The sequence below is a fragment of the Bacteriovorax sp. BSW11_IV genome, from assembly GCF_000447755.1.
Classification (GTDB): domain Bacteria; phylum Bdellovibrionota; class Bacteriovoracia; order Bacteriovoracales; family Bacteriovoracaceae; genus BSW11-IV.
In genome coordinates this window covers 22,428-45,390 of the sequence record NZ_AUNE01000025.1, presented here as the reverse complement: position 1 = coordinate 45,390, position 22,963 = coordinate 22,428, and the positions used below count along the sequence as shown (strand labels likewise).

Here is a 22,963-nt window from a genome sequence, read left to right as displayed (position 1 = left end):
AAATGAGTCTCTTTTCTTTCCTAGCATCGTCTTTAATAGTTGGTCTAATTGCAACATTGTTCATGGACCTGTGGGCCCTCATAATGAGTTCATTCTTTAATATTAAAGGTCTTGATTACAAAATACTCGGGAGATGGATTTCTCTAATGTCGAAAGGGCATTTCAAGCATAATAATATTTTGAACATGCCCGCAGCTGTCCATGAACAACTTGTTGGTCAAATGGCCCACTATATAATCGGCATACTATTTGCTGGGATATTAATTATAATAGACGTGAATTGCCTCGTCATGCCAAATTTAACATTATCATTAATGATAGCACTTTTAACATTAGTGGCCCCATTTTTAATTATGCAACCGTGCTTTGGATTTGGGATCGCTGCAAGTAAAACACAACATCCTTGGCATAACCGCCTTAAAAGTCTCATGGCCCATATTGCTTACGGGATTGGTCTCTATCTAGCTTGTCATCTTATAGCAATTGTTAAATGATACTAAAATGAAAACTAAAATTATGGTAATAATGGTTTATGGATAATACTTTGACTCCTTCACTTCTGACTTTTACTACTCTATGTTTTATTCTGGCCATTACTCCAGGTGCAGATACTGCATTAGTATTGAAAAGCTCCCTTTCTGGTCAAAAGAAAATTCTGATCGCCTCTATTTTAGGCATTTGCTCGGGCCTATTTTTCCATGCCCTACTATCCTCAATTGGAATCTCGGCCATTATATCAAGCTCGCAGTCATTGTTCACGCTTATGAAATATATAGGCGCGGGATATTTAATCTATCTTGGATTTAAAGGTCTTTATGAAGCCTACAGAGGAGATCATCTCTTTGATAAAGATTCATTAAAAATAAATCCGATGAATTCATTGAAAAATGAATTTAAAAGAGGACTTCTAACAAATATTTTAAATCCTAAAGTTGCTGTTTTTTACTTAACCTTTTTACCTCAATTTACGAGTTCCAACGGTAATATCTTTTTTCAGACTATGGGGCTTGCTATAATTCATATTATGATGAGCTTTTTTTGGCTTTATTTCATAGGGGTTTTTGTTGCTTTTTTTAAAGATCAATTACAGAATAAAAAGATTCGAAGTGCGATTGAAGCAATTTCGGGTACAGCTTTATTGGCATTTGGAATTAAGCTTGCACTTAGCAAGCTTAATTTAGTAAATTAGAAAGAGTAGCAAACAGGAGCTAGTCCTCCATTTCTATAATAAGCACTTCGGTTTCCACATCTTGAACCATCACTTGCACGATCATTTGGACACTGACAACTATTGTCTAGGCCTTTATCAAAAAGAGGACCTTTTGAAGCAGAATGGCGCTCTTTTTGGCCGAACAATAATCCTGAAATAATGTCATGCTGTGATCTCAAATTCTCAGCATGACCATAGGCAATCCTATTACAACGAATTTGTGTATCATTTGTAGAAATATCGATAATTTTAAAAATAATGTTCTTATCAAAAACTATGCGAAAATCTTTACAATCTACGATAGCACCTTTTTTTGCAACAACTTCATATTTATAATCACCATTTAGGAAAATACTTGCAGGTGCACCAACGTTATAAATTAAATCTTCTCTAGAAGTCATTTCATTAATCTTATTAAAATTCTTAAAGTTCTTCTTTGATTTTTTTAACGCAAACTTCATACATCTTTCATGAAGATCAACAGAGATCTCTGAAATATCTCTAGACTTAACAAGTTGATTACTCTCATAACTAACTTCGATATTTCTGCATAAGACCTTATTCTTTTGAATCTTATCTATCGTATAAATATCAACTCTTTTTTGGTCCTCTACCTTTGTATAATTTGGACTGCCATAGAGATTCAAAATATATTCTCTCGTATATTTCTCAGATGGTTGTATATTCACTAAATCAGCGATTCTCTCTCTTCCGTTTAAGGAAGCACAGCTCACAAGACTAAGCAAAGAAGTGATTAGAAAAATATTTCTCATGACAATCCTCATTAAATTAGAATTCAAAATTAATAAGACCTACATAGGCACTCATTCCACGATATGTTTCATCACCATCTGCCGAAATAAATGAAGGACCAATAGCAATATAAGGATTCCATGCACTCACTTGAAAATCGAGCCTCACACCAAAATCAATTAGAGATGTTTCATATGAATAATATTCATCATTTATTTTTCCTTTGAGTTTCCCTTCTGAATAATTGATATATCCACCTAGACCCACATATTCACTTACAAAGTATGAATAAGAAGCACCAATTCCAATTCCTTTATAATCGATGGCCAGTCCCAAACTGGCTAAGTCATATTTATTCCCATCATAGTCTGCTGAATCACCTTTAGTTTTGAAGTAATTCAAATGGCCACGTAGTTTGTGTTGTAAAATATTCTTTGTTAAACCAACACTTAAATTTGATCCGATAAAGTTAATATCTGTATTATCGATCTTGTACTTATTTGCGACACCAATTATCCCTAGGTTAAATTTCAGGTCTTGCGTTTCTTCAAATGTTTCTACTTTTGTAAAACCATCTTTAACGACATTAATTTTTTCTGACTCTTCTGATACTGTTGATATTGTGGCCACCTCTCTTTCAATTTTTGGACCTAATTGTGTATCTGAAGAATTTTCTGTATTAGAAACATCAGTATCAACATTGTGTGATTGAGCTTCTTTCAAAGATTCTGCTATCTCGCTGGACATTTTTTCAATTAAGGCCTTTTTAAGATCAGGGTCTTGAATATTTCTCAACGCCTCGTCGTACTTTGAATAGTCGATAGCGAAAACGTTTAATGTTAAGAAAAAAGAAGTCAGTAATAGATTGAATTTCATTTTATGCCCCCGCAAAATATTCTGTTTCAAATAACAGAGCAATGTATGTGCCAGAAAGAACACGAAATAACAGTAACTTAAAGATGTGTTGGAATAATCAATTTTTGGGCAGTGTTGTTTAATTAGGCATAACTTTAGAGTTCTTGATTTTTAAACTTGCACAGACCAAACGGTCGGTGCTACAATCCAATTCATGGACACAAGACAACTCATCATCAATTCAGCATTAGCGATTCTTTCAAAAGAAGGGCATAAATCTTTAACCACAGCTCGACTGGTAGAAATAAGTGGTCTATCAAAAGGTGGAATTTATCATCATTTTGACAGTATTGATGACATTTTTTTAGCAGTGGCCGAAAAGATAACGACAGAACTGACTGTGGCCTTTGGCGAACTCGACTTCAAGGACATCAATCACTTCCATATTGTGCTCATAGATTTTGCTTTTGATGATTTTGATGAGCAGAAAGTTCTGTACAGCTCACTGCTATACTTCTTAAGTAACACTTTTACTGACAAGAAATATAAAACAATTATGCAAGAATGGATGCAAAGAACGATTAATGAATGGGCCCAAGTTTATCAAAAAAAGTTTGATATAAAGATATCTAAATCAAGACTAGATGAAGCCTGTCGGATGATTGATATGCATTTTTGCGGATTAATGGTCCATACATTACTTATAGAAGATATCTCTCATTATAAAAAAATCTCAAAAACATTTTTCAAATTGATACTTAAAGAATATTTTGTCTAGTCTCACGTTATGAGACTAGACTTAAATATTATCCGAAGATAGCAGTCACAACTTCGTTGATAGCACCTTTTAGACTCTGAGATTCGTTTTTTAGACCTGTTGCTGACATACTTGTCTCATCTGAAACTTCTAAGTTTTTATTTGTTATTTCATTTAATCTAAAAACAGCTTCATTGATCTCAGATATACTCTGAAATTGCCCGTGGGAAGCTTCCATAACATTTTTAGATATTTCTCCACTTTCGCCAATCGTTGTGGCAATGCCATTTAGTTCATCTTGGCACGATCTTGCGACAAGGATACCGCGATTTATTTTTTCAGAACTCTGTTTAATAATTCGCTCCATTTCTACTTTATTGGCCATGGCGAGTTCCTCAACCTTTGCAATTCCATCATTCAATAGCGCTTGAATCTCACTCGCCGACTGCCCTGACATATTAGCAAGATTTCCTACTTCTTCTGCAACAATGGAAAAACCTTTGCCGTGCACCCCTGCCCTCGCCGCCTCTACCGAAGCGTTAAAGGAAAGCAGCTTTGTTTGGAAAACAATATCGTTGATGACATTTGCTTTTTCAGCAATTTCAGTGATGATTTGTGTAATAGCATTCATCTTTTCAGTCGATGATTGAATTTGGGCCACAACATCGTGGTTTGAAACTTCAATTTCTTGAATAGCAGCAATCATTTGATCAACGGCCTCTTTTCCAGAAACAGTTGCGCCAATTCCCTTTCTGACGCTTTCAACAGATTTTTCAATAGCTCTATTATTATCTTCGATAGAATTTTTAATAAAATCTATACTATGTGAGGTTTCAGTCAAACTACTCGCCTGATTTGTTGTCCCATCTTTTAAGACATTACTTTGTTTAAAGATTATCTCAATTGAATTATCAACCTTTGAGCTTGTTTTCGTTAATGATTCAGTTGCACTAATTAATGGGCCAGAAATTGTTTTTTGCAAATATAGCGATAGAAAAAAACCTATTATCAAGATACCGACAGTTACTAGAACAATAAAAACTTCTAGTCTATTAATTGGCTCATACATTTCTGAGTGATCCATACCAGCGACAATCATCCAGCGCATTTCATCAATTGATTTGAAGGCCACTGTTTTTTTAGAGATAGAATTCGTTGTGGGGTGTTTCCAATTGTATGTATGGATGCCATTTTTCATCGTATGCATTTCTTGAAAAAACATCTTTCCATCAGCATCTGGAAGATCATATAGAGATTTTCCTTCGATAGAGTTATGAACAATCAACTTTCCATCGTAATCGACAATATAAGCGTATCCTGTTTCACCAAATTTTTGCTTACGAATTTCATCTTTAAGTTCATTCAAATTACTTTCGGCCTTCCCAACAAAGATTGCTCCAATAATTTTTCCATCAACTTTAATAGGGCGATAAATCGAGAGATACCATTCATTTATAACAAATGCTCTTCCGTAGTAATCTTCACCACTCATAATTTTTTCATAGATAGGATTGTCTTTAGGTATATAAGTACGAGTTGCACGTTGCCCATCATCCTTTTTAATATTGGTAGAAATTCGAACAAGTCCCTCTTCCACTGTTTGGAATAATGTAACCGCTCCTCCTGTTAAATGAGCAATATGATCAATGAGTTCATCATTTTGATAAACAGTTTTTCCATCAATTTTCATTGCCCCAATAGTCACGTCTGTCTGTTCATTACTCGTTTGATGAATGATTTTCATATTAATTTTTTGAGTGTCATCAACACCAGTAGTTGTGCTATTAATCTGATCACTCGCAACTCGAATTGAGCTGCCCAGAGAATTGTAATTACTTTTGTAGTACGCAAGAGTTGTGCTGCGATATTGTTCAACCTTTGCGTCGAGTTCAGAATTTACAGTATCAGTCACAGTTTTCTTCATATAAACATAAACAATAATCGAAATACTTGAACTGGCCAAAAGGATTGATCCCATAATAGCGAGCACCAGTTTCTTTTTAAGACTCATAAAAACTCCATTTAAAACGATGCCACTATTTCGGAAGTATTCAGAAAAACTAAACAGTCACAATTATTAACTTTTCCCTATTTTTGGTGAGTTACAGGCAAAAGACATAGAATTTCATAAGAAATCGAGTATTTATTGTTAAGTTCACGTACTAATCATGACATTAATCATAAATTGAGGTTAGAATGGGCCCATGAAAACACTACTGCTCTTTTCTCTATTATTTCTATCGGCCTGTTCAACTAAGAACTGGCAAAACGCTTCAAGACAAAGTGCAAACATGGCCCCTAAGGCCAGTGAAATAAATGAAGATATCGTTCTTATTTATCACGCGAGGGCCTTTGCTTGGCGAGGCTATTTTGGGGTGCATCCATGGATTACTTGGAAAAAGAAAAATGAAACTCAGTACACCGTCGCCCAAGTTATGTCTTGGAACTTAAGAAATGAAGGGACAACTGTTAATGTAAAAAAAGATATTCCAGATCGACTCTGGTATGACCGTACACCCACTCTTCTTTTTGAAGCACGTGGAGAAAAAGCATCTAAGATTATTGCTAAACTTCCTGACCTTGTTAAAAACTACCCGTTTCAAGATCGCTATGTTTTATGGCCTGGTCCAAATTCTAATACTTTTATTTCTTATCTTATCCGCAACATTGATGAACTCAATATAGAGCTACCACCCAACGCAATTGGAAAAGACTATTTTGGACCGGATACTTTTGTTTCAAAGACAGCTTCACAAACGGGATACACGCTCAGTGCATTTGGCTATCTCGGTGTAACAGCTTCTGCCAAAGAAGGATTGGAACTCAATTTATTAGGTCTACACTTTGGACTAGATTTCTGGGGACCGGCGATAAAACTACCATTTATTGGAAGGGTAGGATTTGAAGATAAAAAATAAGGGTCATTCGACCCTTATCTCTTTGCGATAGTTATGAAATTTTAACTTGAACAGCGCATGGACCTTTGGCCCCGTCACCTACTTCGTAAGTAACGTTATCACCTTCATTTAAAGTTCCTTGATCAACTGCTGATACGTGAACAAAAATATCTTTACCACCATCTGCTGGTGTAATAAATCCAAAGCCCTTTGCATCATTAAAAAATTTCACTGTTCCATTTGCCATAAATTCTCCTAAAAAATAAATATCTACTTCTTGCCCTTTTTTGCGGGGATCTTGAGTTTTAATAAATCATAAATATCTGTTAATTTTTTGCCTGTAACGAATTTTATCTCATCAATAAACATTCCTAAAGCAATCGTGTAAGTCTTATTCACCTGTGGATGGACTTCTTTCTCCTGATTAATCATCGAGAGAACTTTTGCAATTTCACAAATATTCGTTTCAGATAATGCTTCTTTTTGTGCATTAATTTTCTCATGAGTCGAATCATATTCTATCGGCTCATAACGAGTATTAAAAATATCAATTGCCTTTTGCACATTCTCTTTTGAAGCTAAAATTCTATAGTTTTTAGTATTTTTCATTGAGAAATAGTTAATGCAATTATTTTTTGTAAAATTAACTTTGAAAAAATCTTCAGCACCAGGCTCAAGATTTACAACGTCAACAATCTTGCCAATATCACCATCTGTACTAATTATATATTTTCCGACATTAATATTCTTTTCCATTAATATTTCCATCCTACTTATTTGACCAATTTTGAAGCATAATTCTTTGAACATCGGCAAAGAAAACTTCAACTTTAGTCTGATTCATAACTTTCAAAATAAAGCCGTACCCAAACTTATCATGATGAATATAATCGCCAAGATCAAAATTCTTAGATTTATCGTATTCAATAGCTGACTCTGTATTATTTTTTTTCAATCTTTCGAGATAGTCTTTTTGCCCTGCTTTACTTTTCCAACTATACAATTTCTTCATCATGCACCTCTCATTTCAAGACAAAGGATAAGATAAAAATCACCCACGCCTTGAACTCAAGGCTTATGTCTTAATTTAAATAATTTGTGAAACTTAAATTTTACTGATGGTTTCGAAGTTTGACTTAATTAGAAAAAATAAAAAACGAAAAGGAAAACTTAATATATTTTATTCTAACACAATACTAGAGTTAATAATACATATATATTCGATGCTCATTTTGTTACAACTATCTCAATTTGTTCAATATGTTACTTAATCATTACTTTAATCTTTATTTTCATGCTCAATCTCAGTTAATTGAAGAACATTGCCAAACAATGAGATTTCTCCTGTTTTATGATCAAATCTATTCAATAAGTATTGGCCCGAGCTTAAAATTAGAACAACAAAAACAATTGCGACAATTATATGATTAGATCTGATTTCTGACTCGTTCTCAACATCTAATTTTTTACCATTTATCATACTCGTAATCATACCATCGTTGTGACAAAGTTGATGAAACAATACTCCACCAATATGAAGAACAGTAGTAATCAAAAAAAGATGTGCTAATACTTCATGAACCTCTTCAAAAAAGTGTTTACTTATACCGAGTAACATCATCATGCCTGTCAGATTAATCGCTAAAGTCAAAAGTATTAATATAATTGTGACATAACTTGATGCTGGATTATGCCCAAGATATCTCTTTGTTGAGCTGGTAAAAATATCGCTAAAATAGCTAACAATTTCATTTGGATCTAAAATGAAAGCAGTAAATCGCGAAGTCCTAGAACCAATAAAGCCCCATATAACCCTTAAAAAGACAAGAACAAGCATCATTAAACCTGAGAGCATATGGTAAGCATAAAGACGAGACTCATCATCTACAAATTTTCCGATTATGAATGAGACTACAAATAGAGTTGCAAACGACCAATGAAAAATTCTAATTGGTAAGTCGTAGGCCCTTTTACTTTTCATTTTTCTTCTCCTTGTTTATCTTCTTTTAAGATCGAACAATTACGAGAGAAAAACTATAGGCTTGATGACCTATACTCACTAAAATCAGCATATTGGGTCAATTGCCCTATATTTTTTTATTAAAACAACCTTAAAATTTCTTAATTTACGATTATAATAAAGAATCAATTCTTATTCATGGAAGTTCTTTATGTTAACCTTTTTCCTTTGTATTACACTCCTAGGCCTTGCCTACAAATTCTATAGCCCCTTTGTTGAAAAACAGGCACGCATTAATGAAAACAACGAAACTCCTTGCAAGCGTTTCGAAGACGGTGTTGATTATGTTCCAGTATCACCCGTTAAGGCCTTTTTGATTCAATTTTTAAATATTGCAGGAGTTGGTCCGATCTTTGGTCCAATCCTCGGCGCAGTCTATGGACCAACAGCATTTATTTGGATCGTCCTTGGAAATATCTTTGGAGGTGCCGTCCACGACTTTTTCTCAGGTGTTCTAAGCATCAAAGAAGATGGAAAAAGTTTGCCAGAGATTGCTGGTCACTATTTAAATATCTACTTTAAAGGGATCATGCTTCTTTTCACAGCAATGCTCCTTTTCTTTGTAGGTGTTGTGTTTATTATGAGCCCCGCTGGTCTAATTAGTAATCTCGACGTCTTTAAAGATACAATGTTTGCAAGTAATGCCTTTTGGGTATTGGCCATTCTTGGTTATTACTTTTTAGCAACGCTTCTTCCTGTCGATAAGATCATCACGAAGTTCTATCCTTTATTTGGTCTTTTGATGGTTGTAATGACTACATCTATTGCAATAGCACTATTAATTAATGCTCCACAGTTACCAAAGATAGAAAATCTTTTTGCTTTTTTAAATCACTCTCACCTTACACACGAGCTACTAGATCGCGATCCGAATGGTCCTCCTGTATGGCCGCTTCTATTTGTTACAATTACTTGTGGTGCGATTAGTGGCTTTCACTCGACTCAAGCTCCAATCATTGCAAGATGTCTAACGAATGAAAAATATTCTCGCCCTGTGTTCTACGGGGCCATGTTGGCTGAAGGTGTTGTGGCCTGTGTTTGGGCCTTAGCTGGAATTTCAGCTTTCCCAGGAGGATATGTAGAACTAAAATCAGTCCTTGCACAGGGTGGACCAGGTCTCGTTGTAAATCAAATTGCGACTTCGTACCTTGGGGCCTTTGGTGGAATCATGGCCATACTTGCTGTTGCTATTTTTCCTATCACTTCAGGAGATACTGCATTTCGCTCACTAAGACTTACAATTATTGATGCTTTCAATATTTCTCAAAGTATTAAAAACCGTCTTCTCGTTTCAGTACCAATTTTAACTATTGCCTACTTCATGACAAAAATCGATTTCTCCCTAATTTGGAGATACTTCGCTTTCTCAAATATGCTTCTTTCAACAAGCGTTATGTGGCTGGCCACTAAATATCTATTCCAACAAAGAGCATTTCATTGGATTGCAAGTATTCCAGCAGCAATCGGTACGGCGGTAACAGTGTCTTATATTATGACTGCCGCCATCGGATTAAATTTGCCACAATCAACAAGCCAGCCTATTGGTGTTGTTGTAGGAGTCATTTGTATTATTCTACTCGCTGTATTTCATAAAAAATCTTATACAAAATAAAAAAGGTGCCATCACGGCACCTTTTTTTAATTCCAATTATCCGAAACCTTTTCCATTTCCGTACAACCCATATCTTTGTTATAGGGGTCTGTTTTAGCGCCAAATATTGGCTTTTTACTAATGTAAAATTCTGATAATTTTTGAGCTTCTTCGAATTCAAATCTTATAACAGTTGGCTTAATCCCAAACCAAGCATTTAACGGCGCCGAAAGAAGTTGAAACTGGGCGATCCCTCCTTCACTGATAGATTTAATATATTCATAGCGATCACTAAGAAATCTTCCGTAGCTAATTCCATTATCGAATACAACTTCCTTATATTGGTTCTTTGAATCCAGATATGAAATTTGAACAGTGAACTCAATGAGCTTATCGTCATCGAACAGAACAACCGGATAAATATTTAAAATACAAGTATCTTCTTCTCCTTTTGGTTGATAAGGCACCATCGGAATTCCTTTATAAGCTCCAAAGATCTTTGTGATATGAGGAAAGTTCTTTTGTAAGAATTCCATTCTTCTCTTCGTTAATTTTGAAGAAGAAGCAAAAGTTGATAAATTAAAAATTACTGTCATTAAAATCACTATTGTTTTCATAAGTATTTCCTTGTTAATTATTGAATTGAGACTGTACAACGTAGAGGATCCTTAAATCCTTCACTATCAATCTGATCATCTAGCCAAATATTAATATCATCTGCTGCTATATTAATTCCTCCAGTTAGATCTGTATCAGATGAATAAATATCGTCTTCATACATTTCTTTTGTCGGGGCAGCTAGAAGTAGCTCAATCCATTGATTCCCTCCATTCATCGACAATCTGGCCGTTAGTTCGTCGGCCAATCTATTTCTGCCTTGACCTCCACCAGATCTTTTAAAATTTATATTATCCATTTTAAAAATTTGCCCATTCAAAAGCTCTACGAAAAGATCACCACGCAAGGACTGCTCTCCACTAATTCTTCTTAAGTTCGTTAATTTTTGTAAACGAATCACCAAGGCCTTAACTGAAACAGGGCCACCAAGTTCATTCACCTCTTTACAAAGAACCTTATTAAAATTCTTCTGGATCAATTCTTTAGAACTGAAAAATCCCCCTTGTGAATACAAGGAAATAGACAACACACTTATAGTCAGAAAGTTTTTTAACATTCACGCCTCCTCTTTGTTTTGAGACTTATATCAAGGGTCATGACACGACGCAAATAAAATGTTTTTATTTTTTTACCAAAAAAGTAAGCTGAACTTAACAAATAAAATTACTACAAATAGCAATTAGTATCAAAAGTGAAACAATGAATTGCTGATTATTAATCTTGACCATTAACTCGTCTGTCCAGTAGAAGAGAGGACCACTTTCAATTCGAAGGATCACAATGAAAAAGATAATTGGATTAGTTCTCTTTTTAACCCTTTCTTCACATATAAGCGCAAAAGAAAATTTCGGTGGTATATATCTCGATTCAAGTATTCCAAAAGTACAAATTCAAACACTAAAAGAAGATTTCATTTATCTGTACAATACCCCTGAAACAGAAGTCGATTCTGAGTTTAAAACTGTTTTTGAACTAACTGATGTTAATGGCGCCGAATTATACAATTGGGTTTTTAATCGAGTTCGCTACATTGTGGGGCAAGATTATAAAAGAACAGGAAGAAACCTCTTAAAGAAAAAGGGTCACGTCTTCCCTTCTACTCCACTTCCTGATGGTGTCTTCGAAAAAGGTTTTCACACCTATGGTGCCGTCATTATTATGTCCAACTTAGGTGCGGAGCTTTACCTCACAGGGAAAAACGAAAATATCCTCAAAGGACTAAGACTAAATCGCGAAGAAGTTTACGTTCCTTCTCCTAGAACTGGGATTGTTCAAGTCGGAGAAGGCCTATTTCTTGAAAGACTTCTCGTAAATAAAGAACAAAATTCAGAAGCAAATAAAATCAAAAGACTTGGAACCATTTTTCATGAGGCCAGACATAGTGATGGAAATGCAGAGCATGTTGGCTTTATTCATAACGTCTGCCCAACTGGTCACGCTCTTTCTGGATTTTATGCCTGTGAATCTTCTCGCAATGGTTCTTACTCACTCGAAGCGCACGCGCTAAAAATGCTATTAACAAATTGTCATACTTGCTCGATTGAAGACCAGACAAAATTAAGTGCTTCAATAACTGATTCTCTTTCACGTGTTGTGGTTCGCTCTCACCTAAAAACAGAAGAAAAACTCCTTGAAGAGATTGAGGCCTTCCAAAGGGTTGTTGAATTTTATGAAAATTTATTTAAAACAAATCCTGATATGAAAAAAGACTATGAAAGTGAATTAATAAAATTTCAAGGTCAACTAAGTGAATCTGAAGCACAACTTGTAGAGCTAAGAACTCCGAAAATTCCTAAATTTTTAGACCCAATGCCAGAAGGGCATTTCTATGAAGTTTTAGTGGAAGATTCTTCTGAACTAATGGAAGCCTCATTGTCTCGATAGCAAATAGAATGAAAAAAAAACGTATTTTTCTCTATGTATTCTCTGCGTTCGGCTTGGCCTTCTCAATAATAATGATGGGCCAAGAAGAAATTCTAATTGAAAAAATTAAAACCCAATCATCGGCCCTTAAAATTATTTCCTCAAGAAGAGAACAGACGCCTTTTCAAATTTCAAAAGAAGATAACTTAAATACTGAACTTGTATCACTTCCACGAGTTAGTGACTTAAAAAACCTCAACGAACATGAAATCCATCATACTCCCGAGATCATACTAAAAGGCGCAAGTGTTGTTGGACGTATACACAATAATGCTGAGCAATTACCATCAAAGCGTCATGAGGCGATGCTCTTTTTTAAGAACTGCCTTGAGGATGAAAATATAGCTATTGCGATTAGGGCGGTCTGCCTCAATAAGGTCTATACTCTTATACCTAAATGGAGAATTCCAATATTAATTGAGGAAGATAAGATTTCTCTAGAACTTAAGGAATTGGCGAAAGAGCTTTTTTAATAGGCATATTTTAGAAGAACCTTGGCCGCATCATCAAAGAAACGATCAATTGCAGTTGGCTCTTTTACAACAGGTTTAAAGGCCTTATCTTCATAGACTGCATTATCAAAGACAAGGCCTTGGTTTACAAGCATTGGTTTACCTTTTACGCTTGTGCGACCTATGAAACTGAAGGCCATTACTTTTCCCTCTGATATGTCACATGATATCTCTGGTGTTTGACCATTAAGAAATATTTCGGAGTAATAGTTTTCAATCTCTTCATTTTTTTCATTACAGTGAGTACAACCCTGATATTTTGGCCTTGGTACATCTACAACTTTTTGTAGAGGAATTACGCACTTTTCATCGCCTTTAGTGTGTATGATGATGGCATTTCCCTCATCATTTGGAAGGACTTCTTTTGTAATTTTGGCAATTTTATATGTTTTATGCTTGGAAAGTGAAGTTCGAAGTGTCAGGGTACTTTCCATGAAATCATTGGCAAAAGTTATCGCAATAATTGAAAAACATAAAAAAGTCAGTGATATTCTTTTCATAAGAACAATCCTAACATGACCTTTAATTTTGACCTAGTGTAAGTATTTTCCAATATAATAATTAATCTTTTCACGAGCTTAAAACCTCCAACTAAGGGGGCTAAATAAGATCAACTAAATAAACACCCTGACCAACCCATTTTTTACGAGATTGACGATCAAGTTCTGTCACACGCAAGATTTCTTCAGCAACATCTTCTCTGGAAATTCTGAGCTTAGCTTTTTTCAGGGGAAGCATCTGATCATGATAGCTTGTTTCATTGAAACAATAACCAAATTTTCTTTTAGCACATCCATCAGTTAAAGAAGCAGGCCTAAAAACAATATACTCAAAATCTTTAAGATCATTCCCTCCAAGTATTCTTTCACTCTTTACAAGATTTCTAAACACAGGAATAAATTTTAAAACTTGATGTAAGTAAAAAGGAAAGTTTTGAGGAATAGCAAGTCTTGCATTAACGGGTTGACCAAGAACACCAACAGAGCTGTGAAAATAGAGATCAACAAGTCTCGCCTCTTTTAAACCTTCAAGAATGGCACTAATTGTATCAGTATAGATTGTGCATCTAGGACTCATCATATCTTTAAACTTAGTTGGTCCAACAAAACAACAAATCGAATCAATAGTAAGATCATCCATGAGTAATTTTACATAGGTATTCGACTTTAAAATATTAGCACTTTTGGCAATAAGCCTACCCGGAACTTGGGCCATTAATTCATTAGTTGGAGTGAGAACAGTATCCTCTAATAAATCTTGCATTCTCTTTAGGGCCAATTCATCGGATGGGGCACGGCACAGGGCCGTAACGTTATGACCTTTTAATAGGGCCTTTTTGATAAATAATCTTGCCCCTCTCGAGGCCGCTGCAACAACTAAGTAGTGTCTCATCTGTACTCCAACGTTAACACCAATGTAAACAATTGTTCACATGCTAAGTTAACACTTGTTTACATGCAAGTATAAAAATGAGATAATGGGCAAATGAGAAAAAAAACAAATACTTATCACCATGGATCGTTAAAAGAATCCATTCTTCATAATGCAAGTGAGCTTGTGGCCCAAAATGGCGCCCTTGATTTTTCTATCAGGGATATTAGTAACAAATGTGAAGTCTCCCCTGCCGCCATTTACAAGCATTTTAAATCAAGAAATGAAATAGCAGTTCACATGGCACTAGATGGTGCCAAAATCCTGTGTGAAGAATTTGAAAAAATCGCCAAATCCAAAGGCGCTACTCTTATGAATTTTGCCAAGGCCTACATTGCATTTGCGAAAAAGCATGAAGGATATTTTCGAGCGATGTACTTTAAACAAATAGCGGCCATGGAAGAGTACAAGGAATTCGAAACTATTACTGAACAACTTAACAAATATCTCTATGAATCTTTAAAAGGGAGTTCTAATATTAATGAGCTAGAACATACTATTAAGCGTATGCTTAGTTGTGCTCATGGTATTTCATTTTTAATTATCGATCAGTGTTTTAAACTTAGCGATAAGGAAATAGATAAAATCCTCAAAGACAACTTGAAGGATATCAAATAATTTTAGGATCAAAATATGGAACAAAAAGTATATAAGGCCATTAAATGTGATGATGGAAAAAAAAGATGCCCTTGGTGCACTTCAGATGAACAGTATATTTCATACCATGATAATGAATGGGGAAATCCTGTTACAGATGATCGCATTCTTTTTGAAAAAATCTGCCTCGAAGGTTTTCAATCGGGATTAAGCTGGAAAACGATTTTAGTTAAACGCGAACATTTTAGAAAGGCCTTCAAAAACTTTGACTATAAAAAAGTGGCGAAATTCACAGATAAAGATGTGGATAGATTACTTTTGGACGCTGGGATTGTTAGACATAGAGGAAAAATAGAGGCCGTTATTAATAATGCCAAATTGGCCCACGACCTTGTAAAAGAATTTGGCTCTCTATCAAATTACTTTTGGAGTTATGAAGCAAAGAAGAAGTCCAAAGGAACATCGAAAATACAAGCTACTTCTGAGGAATCCATTCTTTTGTCAAAAGATTTAAAAAAACGCGGTTGGAAATTTGTAGGACCTACGACAATGTATGCTTTTATGCAGGCCATGGGGCTAGTAAATGATCATGCCAAGGATTGTTTTAAAGTTTAGATCCCCAAATTTCACCTAATGTGATACTTAAAAAAGTGTCATCCTCATGAATAAGGAACAATTAATGAGTAATACGGAAAACGAATTAAGTTATACAAATAGTAATGGTGAAAATGTTTTTACATCTGCTTATCTGAAAAAAAGAGGGACTTGTTGTAAAACGAATTGCCTTCACTGTCCTTATGGATTTACTTTGAAAAACTTCAGTATTGAAATCCAAGAAATTCTTCCTAAGAATCTCAAACTTGCCAATGAAATTATTAGAGATACAAAACCAGTTGAACAGTCTGCTGTCGCCATGAGCTTACTTGCCAGTGCTTTTGGAAAAAAAGATCAGATTAGAATCCATCACATCACGGCGGAAAATCTGAATGACTTTGCCTTTGGACAATTTAAAGGTGAGATTTGTGCTGTTATCGAATTTTCTAACAAGCTTTCTGAAAGTTCTCGTTATGGAAACTCTGGTCGAACTGTGAAAGAATTATTTTTAAAGAAAGAATTTCAAGATCAAGGTCTGGGGATCGAACACGTTAAGCTATAGTTTATTCTAGTTTTTGAATTAATGTTTTAAATCTATCGATTTGTTTCCAATGGGCCTCAGAATTCTCACGACCTGTGGCCTCGGCCCTCTGCCTATCCTGAGCGGAATATCCTCTGCCCTGAGAGATTCGATGACCAAAATCGGCCCCAGCAAAGTGGGCCACTGAATCAGTGACAAAATAAGGATGATCCCCTTCAATACTCTTGTTGGCAGTGATGGCAGGAATGATATGGGCCTTTATCTTATAGGCCTCGCCGATAAATTGTGATGCCCAAGAAGAGAGTTCATTTGAATGCCCTCTTTTTCCAAGTTCATATCCCAAGGTAATTCCTGCAATTGCCTTATAGTTTCTATTGGACCAATTCCTTTTATAATCCATACCAAATATTTTTCGAGAATACATTCCTAGCTCAATCATAGAGTTAATAGAATCATCTGCGAGAACGTCCTTAAGCTTTTTAAATCTATTATGATCTTCCCTTCTTAATCTCTCTCTAAATTCATTTTTTATGACTCTTGCCCCAGGATCAGAGAGAAGAATTTGAACTAGCTTTATTGCCTTTTCATTATTTCCAGTAATCTCTATGGCCAGTACACCAAGATCAAGATCGCTGATCTTCTTTGGGAACTGTTCAGGTTTTGTTCTGTCATATTGATAAATTTCCCTCTTCCAATTTGTACCTAAGAGTTCATTTAATTTCTTATCAAATTCTATAATATATTGATCAAACTCGGGATTTTTCACGAGAAATTCGACATAAATATCAGAAAAACTTCCTGGATATGTCGATGATAAATCAATAAGTGAAAAGGTATCTTTTAAGACTTTATCACATTCATTTTCAAGCGACTTTAAATTCAATTTCAAATTTTCTTTCATGCATAAAGCTTTTGCAACGAGAAGCTGTCTCTCACTAATACGACTCTGCCCAAGTTTATCTTCTTTTTTTATACTGCAAGCTCGTAAAATTTCTTGGAACTCATTATCAAATGAGCTTGGCTCAAAAGTATTCATTTGAAACATATAATCAAAAAATGGTTTCGTCGTTTTAGTTAACTCAGCACTTGATACATTTTGATGGCGAAGAATTTCTAATGATTGAACAACTGTAGCTTCGGTCTCATTTTGAATAATCGCACGAGTATATTTCTCAAGGTTCGCAATTTCCAAAAGGTTTGTAGAAATACAATAACCATTGTAGCAGCCAGTTTCTCTGATGAACTGTTCACTTTGAAAATCTTGTGCAAGTGAATTAAGTGAAAAAAAAAGACCTATGATTACTTGTATTCTCATAGGTCTCTTATCGGATTCTTTTGTTGATTCTTAAAAACTAAGTGTTTTGACTTCTCAATCAATTAGTTTTCAGAACCTGGATTGTACCAAAGTGTTTTCAGCTCATCCACAGTCCCAGGAAAGACGTTTACGTCCATATCGTAGCGTGTACCAGGAACGTTATAAAGACATGATCCCGTCTTTGTACAATTAATTTCGCTAGAGAATTGCCATAGGAAATATGTATCCCATATACCAGTTGGAAAAGATGGGATATTTTCTCTAAAGCGAGCATACCAAAACGGGGCTTTTTTAATCAGTGCATGATTTTTTGCTTTACTGTTAAGATCTAGCGCCGTTGAGTGGTTGGCATATATGACAACGATTTTCCCGGTGCGATCATAAACGTAATCAATAAACTGTAGGGCTTCTTTAACATTCATCATTGATGACGATTGAGTATTTTCTAAATCAAGAATGAGTAGGGCCTCGTCATCATTACCTACAGTATCTAAAAATTTATCGGCCTGTTCAATAACGTTGCCTGGGCGTCCCAAGTGATAAGCACCCCATAAGTAACCACGCTCTCTGGCGATTTCTCTTCTTTGAGCGTAACCTTTATCAACTTTAAGTCCATCACCAGATCTATGGATCACGGCCGCCATTCTTTTGTCAGCGGCCATTTTATCCCAATCAATACCATTGCTTTCATAAGCATCAATCACGATCGCAGACTGTGAATTACTCCATGGGCGATTCAGTGTATTTAACTGAGGTAATGAAGTAGGATTATGATGAGGAAACTCTCCTACAGGCCTAGGCACTTCAGGATCATCCTCAACTGGTTCAGTAACAGACGGATCGACATACTTAAAAGTATATTTACTTTCTTGTATTAATTTGTCATCACCATCATGGCCACGTAAAACAACCTTCTCGGCCTCTTTCACTTCTTGCGGTGTAAATTCAAAAACAGATCCCACCACTTCAACTTGCTCTTCTTCGCCAAATTGAATTGTGACCCTTTCAATTTTCTCTGAGACTTTTATTTTTAACGAATAAGACACTCCAATATCAAACGTGCGCATACTCGATTCAAGTTCGAGTATATTTTCTTGCTGTTGACATGATGTAAAAAGAATTAAAAGAAAACCTAAAAAAACATTCGAAAGATTAAAAACTTTCATGATTAAACTCAAAAGAAACGTCGTTTCTTTTGTCGATTACGATCTATGGCAACTAACGTACACAACTCAACAAACGTACAGAAAGATCATAATTAGCTATAGAATGCTACCCTCTATACAGGCCAGATCGGCACTTCAGCGATTTTCCTTAGAACTTTCTAGAATCTTTAAACGAGTAATTATCACAACGAGCGTTGCTATAAATTTAAAACTCAATTATCTTTACTCACACCCTTATGATTACCGGAGTTAAGTGCCTGAAAACACTAATTATCTATCTAACCTTTCTTAGTTCTACACTCGCAAGTGCTAATAGTGATTATTTAGTCGGTGATAAGGCCTATTCAGTTTTTAATTCCATCGTAAATAATGGCGGGGACGTCTATTGCACATCAAATACTTGCAACCTTGAAGCAAACTGTAGTTTTGATCGATATCAACCATCTGGTGAAAAATATAAATGCACCATCAATCAAGAAGTCACAATCTCTTCAGAAAGTTCTAAAGAAATTTTTGATTCGATTTTCAATAATGCTTTATCTGTAGATGGTAATTGTAGCGCGTCTTACTGCACTCTATTAGCAAAGTGCAGTTATGACAGAATAAATAGAGCGCAAGATGAGCGCTTTATTTGTGAACTCTTCTAATCGATTTAAATAAGAACTAAGGTGCCAACTAAGGAACTAAGGTGCCACGTACCCTAAATTTCTCTTAAGGGAACGTGGCACTTATATTAAGTTAAGATTATGAAAAAAATAATTCACTCAAAAGACTTCATATCAATGCCATGGAAAAATGGTGGTGGAACTACCAGAGAAATTTTTCGCTATCCAGAAACTGGTGAATGGAATTTTCGCATCTCTATTGCACAAGTAAATCAATCTGGGCCGTTTTCAATCTTCAATGGTTTTATGAGGCATCTTCTTTTGTTGACTGGAAAAGGTATGGTCCTCCACAGTGAAACAGGGGATTACATCATGGACACTCCCCTAGTTCCCTATACATTTTCAGGTGAGATTAGTATTGATGCTGAACTAATTTCAGGGCCCAACACAGATTTCAATGTTTTTTGGAACCAGGCCCTATATGAATGTTCAATTGAAGTTATCGATAATCCTATAGAGAAAAACATAGTCCTAGGAGCAAGTGAGTTCTGTTATATTTATACTGTTGCAGATGACCAGTGCCTTTGCTTGAATGACATTGCACAAGAGATAGAAATTAAGGCCAATTCTATCTTTATTCACTTGAAGACGATCTCTTAGACAAATATCATTTAGCACCGAGTCACATACTCGCCGCATCAACTAAAAAACAATGAATGGCCTAATGCGCTAGCAATTGAGAATTTCAATGCTATTTGCTATAACATTAGGATAATCAACTACATTTAAAGACAGGACAAAACTATGAGTTTGTATGCAGACTACTTAAAGGAAATCGAAGACAGAAAAACACAAGGTCTTCACGCAAAACCAATTGATGGTAGCGAACTTCTAAAAGAAATCATTGCTCAGATCAAAGACACAAACAATGAGCACCGTAAAGAATCTCTAAACTTCTTCATCTATAATACAGTACCGGGAACAACGAGTGCTGCCGCTGAAAAAGCAAAATTCTTAAAAGAAATTATCCTAGGTCAATCAACAGTTGCAGAAATTTCAACTGACTTTGCTTTTGAACTACTTTCTCACATGAAAGGTGGACCTTCTGTTGAAGTTCTTCTAGACCTAGCTCTAGGAAACGATGAGAAAGTTGCAAAGCCTGCTGCTGAAGTTCTAAAGACTCAGGTTTTCCTATACGATGCAGACACTGACAGACTTAAAAAAGGTCTTGCTGACGGAAATAAATTTGCAAAAGATATTCTAGAGAGCTATGCGAAAGCAGAGTTCTACACAAAACTTCCTGAAGTTGAAGAAGAAATCAAAGTTGTAACTTTTGTTGCAGGTATTGGTGATATTTCAACTGACCTTCTCTCTCCAGGTAACCAAGCTCACTCTCGTTCAGATAGAGAACTTCACGGGCAGTGTATGATCACTCCAGAAGCGCAACAAGAAATCAGAGCGCTTCAAGCAAAGCACCCTGATGCAAGAGTAATGCTTGTAGCTGAAAAAGGTACAATGGGTGTTGGTTCTTCAAGAATGTCAGGGGTAAATAACGTTGCCCTTTGGACAGGAAAGCAAGCTAGCCCATATGTTCCCTTTATCAACATCGCTCCTATTGTTGCTGGTACAAATGGAATCGCTCCAATCTTCCTTACAACTGTAGACGTTACAGGTGGGATTGGTATCAACCTACAAAACTGGGTTAAGAAAACTGATGCTGCTGGAAAAACAGTTTACGACGCTAACGGTGAACCAGTTCTTGAGCAGGTTTTCTCTGTTGATACAGGAACAATTTTCACTATCAACACAAAGACTAAAAAACTTTTAAAAGACGGAAAAGAAGTAAAAGATATCGCTTCTGCTCTAACGACTCCAAAAATGGAATTCATGAGAGCTGGTGGATCTTACGCTGTAGTATTTGGTAAGAAACTACAAACTCTTGCAGCTAAAGCACTTGGCCTTGAACTTAAATCAGCATACGCTCCTTCAAAAGAAGTATCTGTTGATGGACAAGGTCTTACTGCAGTTGAGAAAATCTTTAACAACAACGTACTTGGTGCAACACCAGGAAAAACTCTTCACGCAGGTTCTGTTGTAAGAGTAAGAGTTAACGTTGTTGGTTCACAAGATACAACTGGTCTTATGACGGCTCAAGAGCTTGAGTCTATGGCCGCTACAGTAATCTCAACAACTGTTGATATCGGTTACCAATCAGGATGTCACACAGCTTCTGTTTGGGATTCAAAAGCAGCTGCCAATACACCAAAACTTATGAGCTTCATGAATCAAGCTGGTCTTGTTACTGGTCGCTCTCCAGATAAGAAATACCCTGCAATGACTGACGTTATCCACAAGGTTCTTAACGACCTTACAGTTGATGACTGGGATATCATCATCGGTGGTGACTCTCACACAAGAATGTCAAAAGGTGTTGCTTTCGGTGCTGACTCCGGAACTGTTGCACTAGCTCTTGCTACTGGTGAAGCTTCAATGCCAATTCCTGAATCTGTTAAAGTAACTTTCAAAGGAACTCTAAAAGATCATATGGATTTCCGTGACGTTGTTCACGCGACTCAAGCTCAAATGCTTAAGCACTTCGGTGGAGAAAACGTTTTCCAAGGTAGAATTATCGAAGTTCATATTGGAACTCTTCTTGCTGACCAAGCTTTCGTATTCACAGATTGGACTGCTGAAATGAAAGCGAAAGCATCAATCTGTATCTCAAGCGACGAAACTCTAATCGAGTCTCTAGAAATCGCTAAGAGCAGAATCAATGGTATGATCGACAAAGGTATGGACAATAAAGCAGGATCTCTAAAAGGCCTTATTGCTAAAGCTGATAAGAGAATTGCTGAAATTAAATCTGGCGCTAAGCCAGCTCTTACTCCAGATGCAAACGCTAAGTACGCGGCTGAGTTTACAGTTGATCTAGACCTAATCGACGAGCCAATGATTGCTGACCCAGATGTTAACAACGAAGATCCATCAAGAAGATATACTCACGATACAATCAGACCAATTTCTTTCTACGAAGGTAAAAAGCCTGTTGATCTAGGATTTATCGGTTCATGTATGGTTCACAAAGGTGACATGCAAATTCTTGCTCACATGATCAGAAACCTTGAGAAACAAGATGGTAAAGTTGAATTCAAAGCACCACTAGTTGTTGCTCCTCCAACTTACAATATCATCGAAGAGCTTAAGGCCGAAGGTGATTGGGATATTCTAACAAAGTACGCAGGATTCGTATTTGACGATACAAACCCTAAATCAGTTGCTCGTACTACTTACGACAATACAATGTACCTAGAAAGACCAGGTTGTAACCTTTGTATGGGTAACCAAGAAAAGGCCGCTAAGGGTGACACTGTTATGGCGACTTCTACTCGTCTTTTCGAAGGCCGCGTAGTTCAAGACTCTGACACTAAGAAAGGTGAATCACTTCTTTCTTCTACTCCGGTAGTTTTCCTATCATCAGTTCTAGGAAGAACACCTAGTATTGAAGAGTATAAGAATGCTGTTAAGGGGATTGAGCTTACTAAGTTTGCTCCACTTACAAAGTAATTTTCAAATTACAT

General features: G+C 35.9%; 26 protein-coding genes. 13 read left to right on the top strand and 13 right to left on the bottom strand.

Going from position 1 to position 22,963, the window contains the following annotated elements:
• The first annotated feature begins 2 nt into the window (after nucleotides 1-2).
• The gene (locus M899_RS06805) at nucleotides 3-494 is read left to right on the top strand and encodes a DUF2938 family protein (RefSeq protein WP_021270721.1); all 492 of its coding nucleotides are present in this window, start codon (nucleotides 3-5) and stop codon (nucleotides 492-494) included.
• Nucleotides 495-532: 38 nt separating this feature from the next.
• Nucleotides 533-1,189, top strand: coding sequence for a LysE family translocator (locus tag M899_RS06800; protein ID WP_021270675.1), 657 nt, complete (start codon nucleotides 533-535; stop codon nucleotides 1,187-1,189).
• On the opposite strand, the gene M899_RS18370 is transcribed toward M899_RS06800, so the two are convergent.
• Both M899_RS18370 and M899_RS06790 read right to left on the bottom strand, forming a co-directional pair.
• Nucleotides 1,186-1,983 (bottom strand): hypothetical protein, encoded by a 798-nt coding sequence (locus M899_RS18370; RefSeq protein ID WP_021270731.1) that lies wholly within the window; start codon nucleotides 1,981-1,983, stop codon nucleotides 1,186-1,188. The genes M899_RS06800 and M899_RS18370 overlap by 4 nt on opposite strands.
• Before the next feature lie 16 nt (nucleotides 1,984-1,999).
• Complete coding sequence (locus M899_RS06790) at nucleotides 2,000-2,839, bottom strand: hypothetical protein (RefSeq protein WP_021270741.1); 840 nt, start codon at nucleotides 2,837-2,839, stop codon at nucleotides 2,000-2,002.
• Nucleotides 2,840-3,032: 193 nt separating this feature from the next.
• Between M899_RS06790 and M899_RS06785 the strand changes: the two genes are divergently transcribed.
• Complete coding sequence (locus M899_RS06785; protein ID WP_021270751.1) at nucleotides 3,033-3,596, top strand: TetR/AcrR family transcriptional regulator; 564 nt, start codon at nucleotides 3,033-3,035, stop codon at nucleotides 3,594-3,596.
• A 28-nt stretch (nucleotides 3,597-3,624) separates the two neighbouring features.
• Here M899_RS06785 and M899_RS06780 read toward each other — a convergent pair whose 3' ends face one another.
• Nucleotides 3,625-5,586, bottom strand: a complete 1,962-nt coding sequence (locus M899_RS06780) for a methyl-accepting chemotaxis protein (RefSeq protein ID WP_021270674.1) — start codon at nucleotides 5,584-5,586, stop codon at nucleotides 3,625-3,627.
• 193 nt (nucleotides 5,587-5,779) lie between these two features.
• On the opposite strand from M899_RS06780, the gene M899_RS06775 reads away from it, so the two are divergent.
• Nucleotides 5,780-6,493 carry a DUF3750 domain-containing protein gene (locus M899_RS06775; protein ID WP_021270662.1) on the top strand — a complete coding sequence of 238 codons (714 nt, stop codon included), beginning with the start codon at nucleotides 5,780-5,782 and terminating at the stop codon, nucleotides 6,491-6,493.
• 31 nt (nucleotides 6,494-6,524) lie between these two features.
• Here M899_RS06775 and M899_RS06770 read toward each other — a convergent pair whose 3' ends face one another.
• The 4 genes from M899_RS06770 to M899_RS06755 form a co-directional block, all read right to left on the bottom strand.
• Entirely contained in the window at nucleotides 6,525-6,719 is a 195-nt protein-coding gene (locus M899_RS06770) for a cold-shock protein (protein ID WP_021270737.1), read from the bottom strand.
• 23 nt (nucleotides 6,720-6,742) lie between these two features.
• A complete protein-coding gene (locus M899_RS06765; protein WP_021270716.1) occupies nucleotides 6,743-7,228 on the bottom strand; it encodes a hypothetical protein in 486 nt (161 codons plus the stop codon).
• A gap of 13 nt (nucleotides 7,229-7,241) precedes the next feature.
• Complete coding sequence (locus M899_RS06760) at nucleotides 7,242-7,487, bottom strand: hypothetical protein (protein WP_034728303.1); 246 nt, start codon at nucleotides 7,485-7,487, stop codon at nucleotides 7,242-7,244.
• 264 nt (nucleotides 7,488-7,751) lie between these two features.
• Nucleotides 7,752-8,453, bottom strand: coding sequence for a cytochrome b/b6 domain-containing protein (locus tag M899_RS06755; protein ID WP_021270704.1), 702 nt, complete (start codon nucleotides 8,451-8,453; stop codon nucleotides 7,752-7,754).
• A gap of 190 nt (nucleotides 8,454-8,643) precedes the next feature.
• Between M899_RS06755 and M899_RS06750 the strand changes: the two genes are divergently transcribed.
• On the top strand, nucleotides 8,644-10,104 hold the full coding sequence (locus tag M899_RS06750) for a carbon starvation CstA family protein (RefSeq protein ID WP_021270736.1): 1,461 nt from the start codon (nucleotides 8,644-8,646) through the stop codon (nucleotides 10,102-10,104).
• A gap of 26 nt (nucleotides 10,105-10,130) precedes the next feature.
• Here M899_RS06750 and M899_RS06745 read toward each other — a convergent pair whose 3' ends face one another.
• Entirely contained in the window at nucleotides 10,131-10,700 is a 570-nt protein-coding gene (locus M899_RS06745; RefSeq protein WP_021270696.1) for a hypothetical protein, read from the bottom strand.
• Nucleotides 10,701-10,717: 17 nt separating this feature from the next.
• Nucleotides 10,718-11,257 (bottom strand): hypothetical protein, encoded by a 540-nt coding sequence (locus tag M899_RS06740; RefSeq protein ID WP_021270724.1) that lies wholly within the window; start codon nucleotides 11,255-11,257, stop codon nucleotides 10,718-10,720.
• A 224-nt stretch (nucleotides 11,258-11,481) separates the two neighbouring features.
• On the opposite strand from M899_RS06740, the gene M899_RS06735 reads away from it, so the two are divergent.
• Both M899_RS06735 and M899_RS06730 read left to right on the top strand, forming a co-directional pair.
• Complete coding sequence (locus M899_RS06735; RefSeq protein ID WP_021270746.1) at nucleotides 11,482-12,585, top strand: hypothetical protein; 1,104 nt, start codon at nucleotides 11,482-11,484, stop codon at nucleotides 12,583-12,585.
• An 8-nt stretch (nucleotides 12,586-12,593) separates the two neighbouring features.
• Complete coding sequence (locus M899_RS06730) at nucleotides 12,594-13,097, top strand: hypothetical protein (RefSeq protein WP_021270720.1); 504 nt, start codon at nucleotides 12,594-12,596, stop codon at nucleotides 13,095-13,097.
• Here the strand turns inward: M899_RS06730 and M899_RS06725 are convergent.
• Nucleotides 13,094-13,636 (bottom strand): hypothetical protein, encoded by a 543-nt coding sequence (locus M899_RS06725; protein WP_021270706.1) that lies wholly within the window; start codon nucleotides 13,634-13,636, stop codon nucleotides 13,094-13,096. The genes M899_RS06730 and M899_RS06725 overlap by 4 nt on opposite strands.
• Before the next feature lie 100 nt (nucleotides 13,637-13,736).
• Nucleotides 13,737-14,528, bottom strand: a complete 792-nt coding sequence (locus tag M899_RS06720; protein WP_021270669.1) for an NADH(P)-binding protein, PF13460 family — start codon at nucleotides 14,526-14,528, stop codon at nucleotides 13,737-13,739.
• Between the two features lie 93 nt (nucleotides 14,529-14,621).
• Between M899_RS06720 and M899_RS06715 the strand changes: the two genes are divergently transcribed.
• The 3 genes from M899_RS06715 (at nucleotide 14,622) to M899_RS06705 (ending at nucleotide 16,320) form a co-directional block, all read left to right on the top strand.
• On the top strand, nucleotides 14,622-15,185 hold the full coding sequence (locus M899_RS06715) for a TetR/AcrR family transcriptional regulator (RefSeq protein WP_021270643.1): 564 nt from the start codon (nucleotides 14,622-14,624) through the stop codon (nucleotides 15,183-15,185).
• A gap of 15 nt (nucleotides 15,186-15,200) precedes the next feature.
• On the top strand, nucleotides 15,201-15,779 hold the full coding sequence (locus M899_RS06710; protein ID WP_021270757.1) for a DNA-3-methyladenine glycosylase I: 579 nt from the start codon (nucleotides 15,201-15,203) through the stop codon (nucleotides 15,777-15,779).
• A gap of 64 nt (nucleotides 15,780-15,843) precedes the next feature.
• On the top strand, nucleotides 15,844-16,320 hold the full coding sequence (locus M899_RS06705; protein WP_021270738.1) for a DUF5522 domain-containing protein: 477 nt from the start codon (nucleotides 15,844-15,846) through the stop codon (nucleotides 16,318-16,320).
• A gap of 1 nt (nucleotide 16,321) precedes the next feature.
• Here the strand turns inward: M899_RS06705 and M899_RS06700 are convergent, their stop codons facing one another.
• Together M899_RS06700 and M899_RS17600 are read right to left on the bottom strand one after the other, a co-directional pair.
• Complete coding sequence (locus tag M899_RS06700) at nucleotides 16,322-17,614, bottom strand: hypothetical protein (RefSeq protein ID WP_021270650.1); 1,293 nt, start codon at nucleotides 17,612-17,614, stop codon at nucleotides 16,322-16,324.
• A 62-nt stretch (nucleotides 17,615-17,676) separates the two neighbouring features.
• Nucleotides 17,677-18,780, bottom strand: coding sequence for a glycoside hydrolase family 25 protein (locus M899_RS17600; RefSeq protein WP_021270759.1), 1,104 nt, complete (start codon nucleotides 18,778-18,780; stop codon nucleotides 17,677-17,679).
• Between the two features lie 236 nt (nucleotides 18,781-19,016).
• On the opposite strand from M899_RS17600, the gene M899_RS18365 reads away from it, so the two are divergent.
• The 3 genes from M899_RS18365 to M899_RS06685 all read left to right on the top strand — a co-directional run bounded on the left by M899_RS18365 (nucleotide 19,017) and on the right by M899_RS06685 (nucleotide 22,949).
• Nucleotides 19,017-19,427 (top strand): hypothetical protein, encoded by a 411-nt coding sequence (locus tag M899_RS18365; RefSeq protein WP_021270698.1) that lies wholly within the window; start codon nucleotides 19,017-19,019, stop codon nucleotides 19,425-19,427.
• A 99-nt stretch (nucleotides 19,428-19,526) separates the two neighbouring features.
• Nucleotides 19,527-20,045 carry a HutD/Ves family protein gene (locus M899_RS17595; protein ID WP_052610321.1) on the top strand — a complete coding sequence of 173 codons (519 nt, stop codon included), beginning with the start codon at nucleotides 19,527-19,529 and terminating at the stop codon, nucleotides 20,043-20,045.
• A 144-nt stretch (nucleotides 20,046-20,189) separates the two neighbouring features.
• Nucleotides 20,190-22,949 (top strand): bifunctional aconitate hydratase 2/2-methylisocitrate dehydratase, encoded by a 2,760-nt coding sequence (locus M899_RS06685; protein ID WP_021270758.1) that lies wholly within the window; start codon nucleotides 20,190-20,192, stop codon nucleotides 22,947-22,949.
• The last annotated feature ends 14 nt before the right edge of the window (nucleotides 22,950-22,963 follow it).

Coding starts and splice junctions, on each gene's coding strand:
- M899_RS06735 (WP_021270746.1), top strand. CDS start 11,482: ATGAAAAAGATAATTGGATTAGTTCTCTTTTTAACCCTTTCTTCACAT.
- M899_RS06730 (WP_021270720.1), top strand. CDS start 12,594: ATGAAAAAAAAACGTATTTTTCTCTATGTATTCTCTGCGTTCGGCTTG.
- M899_RS06715 (WP_021270643.1), top strand. CDS start 14,622: ATGAGAAAAAAAACAAATACTTATCACCATGGATCGTTAAAAGAATCC.
- M899_RS06800 (WP_021270675.1), top strand. CDS start 533: ATGGATAATACTTTGACTCCTTCACTTCTGACTTTTACTACTCTATGT.
- M899_RS06740 (WP_021270724.1), bottom strand. CDS start 11,257: ATGTTAAAAAACTTTCTGACTATAAGTGTGTTGTCTATTTCCTTGTAT.
- M899_RS06790 (WP_021270741.1), bottom strand. CDS start 2,839: ATGAAATTCAATCTATTACTGACTTCTTTTTTCTTAACATTAAACGTT.
- M899_RS06785 (WP_021270751.1), top strand. CDS start 3,033: ATGGACACAAGACAACTCATCATCAATTCAGCATTAGCGATTCTTTCA.
- M899_RS06805 (WP_021270721.1), top strand. CDS start 3: ATGAGTCTCTTTTCTTTCCTAGCATCGTCTTTAATAGTTGGTCTAATT.
- M899_RS06770 (WP_021270737.1), bottom strand. CDS start 6,719: ATGGCAAATGGAACAGTGAAATTTTTTAATGATGCAAAGGGCTTTGGA.
- M899_RS18365 (WP_021270698.1), top strand. CDS start 19,017: ATGATTACCGGAGTTAAGTGCCTGAAAACACTAATTATCTATCTAACC.
- M899_RS06685 (WP_021270758.1), top strand. CDS start 20,190: ATGAGTTTGTATGCAGACTACTTAAAGGAAATCGAAGACAGAAAAACA.
- M899_RS06760 (WP_034728303.1), bottom strand. CDS start 7,487: ATGATGAAGAAATTGTATAGTTGGAAAAGTAAAGCAGGGCAAAAAGAC.
- M899_RS06725 (WP_021270706.1), bottom strand. CDS start 13,636: ATGAAAAGAATATCACTGACTTTTTTATGTTTTTCAATTATTGCGATA.
- M899_RS06765 (WP_021270716.1), bottom strand. CDS start 7,228: ATGGAAAAGAATATTAATGTCGGAAAATATATAATTAGTACAGATGGT.
- M899_RS17595 (WP_052610321.1), top strand. CDS start 19,527: ATGAAAAAAATAATTCACTCAAAAGACTTCATATCAATGCCATGGAAA.
- M899_RS18370 (WP_021270731.1), bottom strand. CDS start 1,983: ATGAGAAATATTTTTCTAATCACTTCTTTGCTTAGTCTTGTGAGCTGT.
- M899_RS06750 (WP_021270736.1), top strand. CDS start 8,644: ATGTTAACCTTTTTCCTTTGTATTACACTCCTAGGCCTTGCCTACAAA.
- M899_RS06780 (WP_021270674.1), bottom strand. CDS start 5,586: ATGAGTCTTAAAAAGAAACTGGTGCTCGCTATTATGGGATCAATCCTT.
- M899_RS06755 (WP_021270704.1), bottom strand. CDS start 8,453: ATGAAAAGTAAAAGGGCCTACGACTTACCAATTAGAATTTTTCATTGG.
- M899_RS06710 (WP_021270757.1), top strand. CDS start 15,201: ATGGAACAAAAAGTATATAAGGCCATTAAATGTGATGATGGAAAAAAA.
- M899_RS06700 (WP_021270650.1), bottom strand. CDS start 17,614: ATGAGAATACAAGTAATCATAGGTCTTTTTTTTTCACTTAATTCACTT.
- M899_RS06775 (WP_021270662.1), top strand. CDS start 5,780: ATGAAAACACTACTGCTCTTTTCTCTATTATTTCTATCGGCCTGTTCA.
- M899_RS06720 (WP_021270669.1), bottom strand. CDS start 14,528: ATGAGACACTACTTAGTTGTTGCAGCGGCCTCGAGAGGGGCAAGATTA.
- M899_RS17600 (WP_021270759.1), bottom strand. CDS start 18,780: ATGAAAGTTTTTAATCTTTCGAATGTTTTTTTAGGTTTTCTTTTAATT.
- M899_RS06705 (WP_021270738.1), top strand. CDS start 15,844: ATGAGTAATACGGAAAACGAATTAAGTTATACAAATAGTAATGGTGAA.
- M899_RS06745 (WP_021270696.1), bottom strand. CDS start 10,700: ATGAAAACAATAGTGATTTTAATGACAGTAATTTTTAATTTATCAACT.